This is a genomic window from Alcanivorax sp. P2S70, assembly GCF_000475295.1.
GTDB classification, from domain to species: domain Bacteria; phylum Pseudomonadota; class Gammaproteobacteria; order Pseudomonadales; family Alcanivoracaceae; genus Alcanivorax; species Alcanivorax profundi.
Genome location: NZ_AXBZ01000005.1, coordinates 1 through 11,208, shown reverse-complemented (window position 1 = coordinate 11,208; position 11,208 = coordinate 1). Strand labels below are relative to the sequence as shown.

The 11,208-nt window shown below is 53.6% G+C and carries 6 protein-coding genes; 3 read left to right on the top strand and 3 right to left on the bottom strand.

The features are described from left to right. A partial coding sequence (locus Q672_RS34320) for a hypothetical protein (RefSeq protein WP_235047178.1) occupies positions 1–304 on the top strand: 304 nt, incomplete at its 5' end. A gap of 18 nt (positions 305–322) precedes the next feature. Here Q672_RS34320 and Q672_RS19765 read toward each other — a convergent pair. Genes Q672_RS19765 through Q672_RS19760 form a run of 3 tightly spaced genes read right to left on the bottom strand, consistent with a single transcriptional unit; the run spans position 323 to position 9,007 of the window. After that, positions 323–514, bottom strand: a complete 192-nt coding sequence (locus Q672_RS19765) for a hypothetical protein (RefSeq protein ID WP_022984140.1) — start codon at positions 512–514, stop codon at positions 323–325. Beyond that, the gene (locus Q672_RS33770) at positions 514–7,434 is read right to left on the bottom strand and encodes a two-partner secretion domain-containing protein (RefSeq protein WP_022984139.1); all 6,921 of its coding nucleotides are present in this window, start codon (positions 7,432–7,434) and stop codon (positions 514–516) included. The genes Q672_RS19765 and Q672_RS33770 overlap by 1 nt, the downstream gene beginning before the upstream one ends. Further along, positions 7,421–9,007, bottom strand: coding sequence for a ShlB/FhaC/HecB family hemolysin secretion/activation protein (locus Q672_RS19760; protein ID WP_160169798.1), 1,587 nt, complete (start codon positions 9,005–9,007; stop codon positions 7,421–7,423). Before Q672_RS19760 ends, Q672_RS33770 begins: the two co-directional genes overlap by 14 nt. 325 nt (positions 9,008–9,332) lie before the next feature. Between Q672_RS19760 and Q672_RS19755 the strand changes: the two genes are divergently transcribed. After that, positions 9,333–10,385: a tetratricopeptide repeat protein gene (locus Q672_RS19755; protein WP_022984137.1), complete on the top strand. Its 1,053-nt coding sequence runs from the start codon at positions 9,333–9,335 to the stop codon at positions 10,383–10,385. A gap of 2 nt (positions 10,386–10,387) precedes the next feature. Then, positions 10,388–11,197 (top strand): putative RNA methyltransferase, encoded by an 810-nt coding sequence (locus Q672_RS19750; protein WP_022984136.1) that lies wholly within the window; start codon positions 10,388–10,390, stop codon positions 11,195–11,197. Positions 11,198–11,208 lie beyond the last annotated feature (11 nt).

Here is an 11,208-nt window from a genome sequence, read left to right as displayed (position 1 = left end):
TTGCAACAAAATCCTCATCACCCAGAAAAACCTGCGATTTGAGGTTAATCCAGATCGACTCTCCCCCTATTCCCTGAAACACAAATTCGCGGTATCGCCTTATCGTCACAGCGCGCTTCGGGCCAAAGGCAGCCAGCAGGCCATCCGTTTCCAGCCAGGGAGGGCTGGGCTGCTTGCCAACCATCGCCAAGCAACGCCAGAAAACGCTCCCTGTCTTCCTCATCCTCATAGATCGCCTCGCGCCGATCCCCACGGGACGTCACATGATAAAGCGCTCCTGAAAATTCAATACGGATTGGTCTAGACATCACCAAACCCTAGATCATTTAGTTGCCAACAGAAAAACATAAATAGAAAAACCTATAAGACCTCCACCAATTAGCAAGTTATAATCACCAAAATCAAAATCAAATCTAAACTTTTTACTATAGAATCCACCATTAACAACCAATGATCCAGCCGAAAAAATAGCGAAAGAAATACCGACAGCCGCAACCCTATCAATATTATTCATCAATCATTATCCTTTTCAGAAATCTGCATTCCCGTCCATGCCCCAAAATAACCAGCCAATGAATTCGGCGGCCAGCCTGGAACAAACACCCCCTGTATAAAATCATCAGCGAAAGATAAACTATTTTGCGCCGTTGGACTGTGTAAATAACCACTAGCCCTAGAGGATACATTATATAAAGATCCGCTTATAGCGCCCACCTGAACCATCCCCCATGCTCCAAGTCTGTATGCATTACTTACGGCAAAGCTCTCTGCGGCATACATACCAGAATAACCGCTAGCTCCTACAGCCTGAGACAACCTCAACGAGGTGTTAGCAGCTACTCCACTATAAAACTGAGGAATCATAACCGTTCCTGAGACTGCAGTACCAAGCCGATATAATCCTATTACTGCAGCATTCTGAGCCGACCAAAACCCAGCATATCCGCTTGCTCCAAGACTTTGCGCGCCAGTCAAACTCGCTGCGGAAAAGGCTTGCATCTGTGTAGTAGCCCATCCAGCGCCCCCCACACCAGCAGACACAACAATAGGAGCCGCCAAAGCCCCACCAAAAACCATGAAGAACTGATCAGAGGTCTTATCAGCAAAGTAACTATTAGCCTCAATCCATGTATCTTGATAAATATGATACGCACCTGCTTCAACAGACCACCCATTTCTCGGATCAAGCAAAACCTGACGAACCAGATTTTGATCATCCAAACCGCCTTCATACAGCCCCATACCTGAATAATAAAGCTCGTCCATATAGGCAGATGAATTAAAATAATCCGCATCAGAGGCTTCAAAAAGTGCCGTCTTCTGTCCATCAGTGCTGATCAAACTCAGACTTGATTCTTTCGAAATTCGATTTAGGAAATCTGATGCAAGAGGGTTATCACTGATATTTCCATCATAATTGGCATCGACCTCCTGAAGCGCAGCCAACACCAGCTCCGATAACGCCTCTCCTTCAGTAATATATCGTCCAATAATTGCCTGTTCCTCTATATATTCATCCAGATTATCTTTGATTAATTTCAGCTCTTCCCTGTGAAGCTGCCGGTTATAGGCATCCGCCTGCTTTGCGATCCAGGCACCATCATTCACATCGCCATCAACTGCCACGGCCCCTGCCAGTCCTGCCAGTTGAGCTCCCGCCACTCGCCAGGCATTAATATTGCTCGGATCACCACTTCCCAATCCATTTGCAGCGCTTGCCAACGTACCAGACAGAAGTTGATTCATTCCTGCCCCCGCAGCACCGGTGGCAAAGTCTCCACTTGTGATTTCGGTAATAGCTCCACCAGTTAGAGCGTGCAGTCCAGTCCTGCCAAGCCCTCCTTCTACGAATAAGTCAAAGCCCAGAATGTCTCCATTGAGCCCAGCATCTTCGGTCAGGTAATCCCCCAGATTACCTACCTGATTAAACGCTAACGCTGACAATACGTTGTTGCCTTGTATTTCAAGACTGCTGTCAAATGCATCACTGAAGCTCGAGCCATAGATAGTGCTACTAACACCTGCCTGAATCCCTGCTTGTCCTACATGGTGCAGGGTGAACCCAGCCATACCTGGAGCCTGGCTCAAATTGAACCCTTTGGTTAGCCCATTGATAGAATCGGTCTGCGCGATACCTTCACGACCAAAGCTAACATAGTCATTGAACAGTGAGTCCAAACCAGAGGTCAGCCCCGCAGTCAGTCCACTCACTGCCATTCCCTCGTAGAATTCAGAGTTATCCATACTCTTGAGGGTCTCATCGAGGCGGCCACCATTATTAATCGTGTTGGTCGTTGCTGTTGTGGCTGCGCCAACGATCATCGCCGTAGCAGCGGCATTTCCCCATCCCGCAGCAACACCGGAACCAGCTGCCGCCATTGCAGTACCAGTGCCAGCCCCTGCACCTGCCATAGAGCCAACAGCGGCACTTGCCGCACCCGCCGTCAACGCCGTCACCACAATCGCCACCACCAACGCACTGGCCGCCCCCATGCTCTGGCTCTCGTACTCCCAGCTGTCGTGCATTTCCTGCACACGCTGCCAATCCACCTCACCGTTCGCATCGGCTTCCTTCAACCACGCGAGGTCCGGGTTATTAGCCACCATGCCATCGATCAACTGGCTCACGGAATGTTGATCAATGTCTTTCAGATCAATCGTCATGCCTTCGGCGGCATCAATCGCCAGATTGCCGGCAGCCACGATTTCTGATTGGAAGACGGTCTCATCAACGCGACCTTCACCCGCCATCTTGTTCCAGGCCAAATCGCCCTGGCTTCGCTCGTGGGTTTCACGGTAAAGGTCTTTTACGGACTCAAAGGTGATATGCCCACCACTGACGATGCTGATATCGCCCCCGCTTTGCAGACGGGCTGCCTGGTAGCGTTGATTTCCTTCACTATTGACGGAAAGGTTGCCCCCCGCTTCCAGAGTGGTGCCTACATTCGTCACATTCTGGATTTCGTCTTTCTTGTGACTTTTGGCTCCGTAGTCTCCGTCCTTGCTGCTTTCGTAAAGGTGATACTGAGAATTCTGCGCTGCGAGCAAGGCAATATCTCCGGCCGCTGCCAATGACATATCGCCACCCGCCTGAAGATAAGAGGCAATGGCAATCAGGTCGCCACCCGCATCCAGCTGCATGTCACCACCAGCAGATAGCGTACTCTGCACCTGATTGACGGTATGATTGGTGATCTGTTTTTCTTCTTCGCTATCTTCGTAGTGGTAGTTTTCGTAGTCTTCATTGGCTGCGGCACGAATGAGAATATCCCCATGAATCGCCGACAGGCCGATATTGTTCCCGGCGGAGACATTCGAGGCGGTAATCCCGATACTGTTGCCCGCCGTCGCCATTACGTTCATGGTTGCCTGAATGCTGCTGGCCAGCTGGTGCACCTGGCTATGCTGGTAATCACCCGCGGCATGCTGCCCATCAAATCCTTCTCTCACTGCCAGGCTTTCTATCAGGATATTGCCGCCCGCCTGCATGCCAACATTCTCAGCACGAATATGGCTACCTGTGACCCGAATATTCTCACCGGCGCTGGCCGTCATATTGCCCGTTGCCTCGATCAGGCTGGCTTCACCATACTCGGTCCGCCAGTACTGGTCGCCTTCACGGGTCTCCTGAATAAATTCGGCATCGACTTCATTGATAATGCTGCCCTGACTTTGCAGCACCACGTCGCGGCCCTGGATGGAGGCACTCTGGTTCTTGATATCGCCCTCGCTGTCGACCAGCATCAGGCCACCTGACTGCAGAGCTCCCTGGTGGTTCACCACCCCTTGCTCTCCCGCCTGGAGCGTCATGTTCTGACGCGCCGCAATAGCACCACTATTGCCAATGCCGTCGGCCTCGAGATGCACATTGTTTCCAGAAATAACCGAGCCTTCGCGGGTCAGATCTGCGCTCCCCGGAGCAAGATACAATACCGGCACCAGCACACGGTAACCGGCGACCTCCTGCTCCTCCATCCACACAATGTCATGCTGAAGCGCATTAACCTGTTCAGGTTTCAGGCTGATGCCAACCGACAATTCGAGGGATTCCGCTGACGCGATTGCATTTTCCATCAGCCAGCTGAATTGGTCTTGGTCACTATCGAAGTCAGGATCCAGGAAACGGGTACCCGTTGCTGCGATCACGGCATCGCGGATCAGGCTGGTTTCGTAATAACTGTCACCTAACCGTTTTGTGGTTACGTTGGGGGTTAAACCCAGCCGGTCGATGAGGTAGGAGGATCCCAAGAAGCCATCAAGACTGGCAAAGAGCGGATTGGTCTCAATGAGGTAGGGGTGATTGGGATCACCATTGATGAAAAACAGGCTATTGTGTCGGTCCAGAAGCTCAAGGGTTCTATCCGAGATGGTGCTAATAACACGCGCAATGTCACTGCCACCCCAGTCGACATATTCCTCCGGTGCGTCATCGCTGTCCCCGGTATTTTCACCCCCTTCACTCGGGTCTTCAGGCTCCTCCTTCACATATTCATCTTCATCAAACTCGAAACCTTCATCGTCCCGTGTTCGCTCAGCATTTTCGATTTTGTCTTTCAGGCTGCCCGTGACGTTCCCACCCGCGGCGATAACACTGTAAATGACCGTCGGATTGCCGTCTTCATCCAGCAAATCAACCGTTCTTTCTACATAGTTAGTATATTGGCTGGGCCTCCAACCCGGGTCAGGGTTGTGTTTATAGTTATGCCAATGTTTCCAACCCCAGCGAACATTAAAGTGACGCTGAAGTCTGAAGCTTTCGTTTAGCAGCGTGTCACCCTGAAGGTGGATATCCCCTACAGAAGCCAGTGTGCTGAAACGGTTATCAATGGTATCGCCATAAATAACCAGATCCTTTCCAGATGAAATAAGGGATGGGTTGCGATCATATTCACTATCGATTACGTCATCATAGCGGTCTGGACCGAATTGATAGTACTTAACGTAATTATTGTCACAAGACTCACCGCCGGAGCGCCAATCCCCTCTGTTTCGTCCACAAGTAGACTGCCAAACATTCAACGTGCCTATATGGCCAGCCATTCTAGCCTTCACTTTTCCTAGAAGCTGGCTGTATTTTTGCGGATCTATCCCCTTAATAATTTGTGTTACTCTGCTGATGATCCACATCGTTTCGGCTAATGGATTTTTAGCGCCACCGACATTAATTGGGGAAGACTCGCTGTATCCTGAATATTCGTAGTATCCCGGCAACCTGGGGTTGCCGGCGATATATTCTTTGTTACCGACCAACACTTTCCTGATTTCGTCAACGTCATTGACGGTCAGCCCAGCCCCGAAAGACGAATTAAGGTAATCGGTATAGTTGGATAGCCAAAAATCAACGAATCTAAATCTTTCATCGGCGGCAGATGAATACAAGGGTAGAGAGTAAACCTTGGGATCAAAAACAAAGGCCCAATCGTCCTTGCTCATTTCGGCATTATCAGCCATGAGCCGGATAATATCGTTCAAGGGATCATCATCCTGAAGGGCTAGCCAGTTGGCCTCCATCAAGTCTTCCGCGGTAACGTTGTCATCCTTTGAAAGATGAATTTCACGGCTATTATCCAGGTGCCGGGTAAAAATGGTGATATCGCCATCCCGGGTCACGATTTCGCCTTGATCATTTTTCACCAGATTATTCTTGGCAGCATCAAGGGCATCCTGATTTTCTTCTTCTGTCATGCCCTCGGTCATCTCCGGATAACCGGCACCGATGTAGATACTTCCTAGTGCCTGAATGCTGGATGAGGTGTTCAGCAATGCATCCGAAACGAGTAACTCCATGTCGCCCCCGGAACCGATCAACGCTCCGGATTCATTACTTAACCTCTCTGCATCAATATCCAGAAATTGCTCACTGCCCAATACGCCATCCCCATTAATCGCCTCTACCGCTCTCTGATTAATAACATCCTGGGCAGAAACACTGAGGTGCTCCTTGCCAACAATGTTTCCCGCATTGTCGACTCTGTTTGTGGCTGCGATATGGAGCATATTTTGGGCTCTGAGGACAGCCCCGCTTTCATTGGAGATACTGCTGCCACTGACGGCAAGATCTTGTTCTGCGGTGACCAGCCCACGGTTTTCAATTTGGCCGGCAACGCTATTCAGGACAGCACTTTCGCCAGCGACAATCTCGCCAGCGTTTAACACCTGCGTTTCAGCTGTCACCCCCAGATTCTGGCCCGCTCTCACCGTGCCGGTATTGACAACGTCCTCAGTGGATACCGAAATGGCATGATCAGCCAGCAAGTCGCCGTGATTTTCCAGCTTTCCCTCAAGCTCAATACTCACGTTCTTGCCTGCAACCTCTCCGAGGTTATTCAGGTTTGCGCCAGTGAGAGAGAGGGAATCCGTAGCATACAAAGCCGACCCTTCATTAACGCGAACCTCCGCAGACACCACATCAACAAACTTCGCACTGACTTGCTCTGATTCGACAGTCAATGATTCACTCGCGAACCGCATGCTTTCGCCAGCCACAGTACGACCTTGCAACTGAATCGCTTCGTGACTCGCGACCTGCATATTCCCTTTGGCACTGGCATCAGAGAAAGTCACCCTCCCTTCTGCCGACAACAGCAGATCACCACTCTGCGCCGCCACCGGTGCATCCAGTTTCACGCCGACCCCGTCTTCATTGGCAATCAACCGAATCCGGTTGGCGTACATGCCCCCCAGGGCGGTGGAATCAATGGCGAAGGCAGGCTTATTGCCATCGGACGTCATATTGGACGTGGCCAATGTCGAGTGATCCACGGTCTGCTGACCGGTGACCACATTCAATTCATTGGCATGCAGCTCCCCGGCCACCTGGACTGAACGGGCAATCAGGTCGAATCGGTCGGTGTTGGACCCGTTCAGGCCGCTTTCACCAATCAGAATCTGGCCACCCTGCACATCAAACCCTTGCAGGTAGCCCTCTTCGACAATGGACTCACCGGTGGTAAGGGTGGCGTGGCGGGTGTTGATAAAGCCGCAACCGTTACAGGTGATGCCATTGGGGTTGGCCACGATGACATCGGCCCGCTTGCCGCCCACCTCCATGTAGCCGTTCAAATTGGACGGGTTGCTGCCAATGACTTCATTGAGAATCAGGCTTGCCGAACCGTTGTGCAGGTTCGGGTTCCCTTCGATATAGCCCCCCAGCTGGGTTTGCGTCAGTTGCTGACTGTTGTTGAGGATGACCCCCTTGGGGCCAACATTCAGGTCGTTATAAAAATTCTGCGACAGACCACTGCCATTGGGGTTCTGGATATTCACCACCGGCACCCCATTGGCCGCCTGATCCAATGTCGGCCGACCCTGGGTGCTGTGTGTGGGAGTGATCGGCTCTGCCGCCAGCAACATGGGCTGCCAGATCAGCAGCAGCGACAAGCCATAAACAAGCCCCCGGCGAAAAGCTGAAGCTGGGCGATCAGAGCTCGGCATAGAGTGATGCATGAAGCGTGTACTCACTGTCTGTCATTTCCGTTGAATGCTGTTCCATGGGCCAGGACACTTCCGTGGTCAGGCGCAGGCGACGAAACCCCAGACGAAGCCCTATCGTCGAGGAATCAATACGGGCAAACCCCGTTTCATTGTGATTGCCGGGGACAACCCCCGAGTCATAGGCAACATAGGGCGTGAACGACACCGGCCCGGTAATGGGCGGGTAGACATCCAGCTGCACGGCGCCAGCCATGGCCGAGTTGCCATTGAGTGAGATATCCCGATACCCCCTCACCGCCGCGCTAGAGGCGACGGAGAACCGTTCGGACGGAAACAGTACATCGTCGCTGTACTGACCATTTAGCCGAATGGATAAGGCGCTATATAACGGTTTTATGAAACGGTTGGCTGTAAGAAATGTCTGATAGCGCGTGTGCGAGATGTCGGCAATTGACACATCCCCCGGCAAACGGGTCGCGGGGCCAGCGCCTCTGCCCTGCTCCACAGTGAAGGTACCTGCCAGCTGGGTATGCCCCCACAGATACTTGCCATTGGCGCGGCCACCCCAGGCACGCAGGTGATAGCTACTGACCCGAATAACGGCGTCTTCCAGCAGATTTTCCGTGTCTGAATAGGCGCCCAGCAGGGAAAGAGAGAAGCGGGCGCGATTGCTGCGATACAGGGTGCGGGTCAGCTCCAACCGGGAGGTGTCCGTCGCTCCGGAGGAGGCGAAATCCTGGAAAACGCCGTCGATGGTGTTCTTGTACTCCTGGCGGTTGTAGCTCATCGCCAGATTCCAGTAGCCATAACTGATGTCGTAGCTCAGCCCGGCCCCCCAGGCCTGGTCAGAAAACTCGGTATCCAGATCCGTATTCAGTGACAGCGAGAGACGGTCAGGGACCCCCGTCACATTGCCCCAGTCAAACCCGGCCTGAGCAGTACCGTGAGTAATATCACCGTAGTGCTCTTCGTCAATCACCAGGGTGCCGCGATAACGGCGTGGCCACTGCGCCTGCCCGAGAATCACCGTTCCGCCCTGTTCTTCACCCGGGGCAAGATCCATCTTGGCATCGAGATGGGGCAAGCGGGCCAGCGATTCCACGGCATGCTCAAGATCACGCAGGTTAAGTAAATCACCGGCCCGGGCAGGGACCGCCCACTCCAACAGGCGGGTCGACATGCCCACCGCGTCAAACCCTTCTACACGCCCCGGCACCACCAGCAGCACCAAACTGCCGCTGGCCACATCCTGTTCGGGAATCAGCACTCGACTGGTGATGAAGCCACGATCGATAAGGGTGTTGGAGAGTACCGCCTGAAGCGTGCGGATATCCTGCAGGGTCATGCAGCTTCCCTGAGGCTGCTGTGCGGTTTCAACCAACCCAGCGCCAAACGGGGAGGCCTCACCGTCCAGCGTTTTCAGGGTAATGGTATCGATAGAAAAGCAGCGCCCCGGATCAGCAGGGGCATCCGGCAGGGGGATTTGCATGGGGGAGTCATCTCCCGGCACCTGCATGTCGTCCAGTTGCTGCTGTTGCCGCTGGCGTTCCTGCTCTTGAAGACGGTCGAACATACGCTGCTGCGCCGTCGGCGCAGCATATGCCAACGCCACCCCCATAGACACGAGCAGGCAGGCAGCACGGATGCCGCCCCTGAATAATGACGCTTCCCCCAACATGGCTTTCCTTGCCTTAACTGATCACAATGTGGCGCCATCCAGTACGCAATCATTGCTACTGCTGTCGTGGCCCACTAAAGCCGCGCATTCTACACTTATGGCTAGTTAGCTGTGACCAGGGAAGGTTTTTGGCGTGAAACAGATCACATTCGCTATTGTAGCGTGGCTTTTATTCCCCCCCCTTTCTTCATATGCCTTCGCGGCGTCACCGGCGCAGGCAATGGATGTGCTGAGCCGGGCAGACAGCCGGGAAGCCCAGTTCAGGCAGGCAATCCGTGACAGCACGCGCCTCCCCACTGCAGAAAAACTGGTGCTCCTGAACCAGCTTCGTTTGCGCTTGGCCGCCGTGCAAATGAAAGGGGGACGTATGAATCAGGCACGCGAGACGCTCCGTGAAGTCGACACCGCCAGCCCCGCGGCCCCACAAGCCAGCTTGCTTATGGCAGAAAGTTATCGGCTAAGTGGCCAGCCCAATGCCGCACGTGACTGGTTTTTACGCGCCGCACACCATTACCCCTACCGGCCAGTTACATTGGAGGGGTTAATCAGCGCCGCCCACGATGAGCAGAAACAGAACCCGGGAGTCGCCGCGGCCCTGTACAGCGAAATTGATAAGCAGAGCCGCTATGCCCTCGGCCAGCTGGATCAGCTCCAACACGCAGGCAGAGTGGATCCTATGGACATTATTTTCCCCTCCCGGCTCGATGATGCCGTTCGCAAAACAGTGCTGCGACGCGCCTTGCGCCATCCGCAACACAACTTGCTGGAACAAACCGGGCAACTAAGGGAATCCGTGTCGGCCATGCTGACATTGCAACAACGTCATAAAACCCTGAACCGGGAGCTGAACGCACTGGTACAACAGCTGGCAGATTACCAGCAACAGCGCATCGCGCTTCAACAACAGTGGGAACGCGGGCAACAACAGGCCACGGCGTTAACTGAACAGCTTATCCCCAATGATTTCAGTAACGAACAAATGGCCATCCGCCAGACGCTGACCCGTTTACGCAACCAGCTGACCCGCCAACAATCTCGACTGGCCTTTATTGAACAAAGTCAGCAAACGCTGCCAGCCATTACCCGAAAACTCGAAATGCAACTACAGAACCTCAACGATACCGCACGCTCGCAACTCCAGAACAGCCACGCAGCGGTGACCCAAGTGTTGGACGAAACTCTTGCGCAATACCGAACAATATTGATCCATATGCTGGCGGAGTCACAATTGCAGCGCTCCGAATTACTGCTCTTGTCACAAGGGAGGCACTAATCATGCCTGAACTCAAATGTCCCAGCTGCGAGCAGCCCCTGCAGCTCAATGGCAACGCCTGGCTCTGCACCAATGGTCACCGCTTTGACCGTGCCCGGCGCGGTTATACCAACCTGCTACTGGCCCAGCATCGGCGCTCGCGTTCACCGGGAGATGACAAGGCCATGGTGCGGGCACGCACGGAGTTTCTTCAGCTGGGCCGCTACCAACCACTCGCGGACGCCCTGTTGAAAGACCTCCCCTCACAGCCAGACGGAGACTGGCTGGACCTGGGGTGCGGTGAGGGCTGGTATACCGAGCAGTTTGCTCGCCAACTGGGAAGCGCTCAGGGCGCCGGCGTGGACATTTCAAAATTTGCCGTAGACAGCGCCGCGAAACGCGACAAGACACTAACCTGGCTGGTCGCCAGCGGGGCGCGACTACCCCTGTTTGATGCCAGCCTGTCGCGAGTGATCGTGCTATTCACCCGTTTGTTCACCGATGATATCGCACGGGTACTCCGCCCCGGTGGCGAACTGATTGTCGCCGGCACCGGAGCGTCCCATCTGATGCCGTTACGCGAAGCTTTGTACGAAGACGTGCGTCAATCCGGCTTTGACGCAAGCAAATTCCTTGATGACCGTTTCTGTGCCATTGATGAAAAAGTTATTCAGTTCGACTGGCAACCACAGAGCGAGCAAGAGCTGCATAATCTGTTGACCATGACCCCTCACCACTGGCGTGCCAAACCGTCTGCCAAAGCGGAGATTGGCAAACTGACAGGCGCCACCATGAATGCGCATTTTGTGATTCAGCGTTTCAGAAAACAGTGAACAGTGAACAG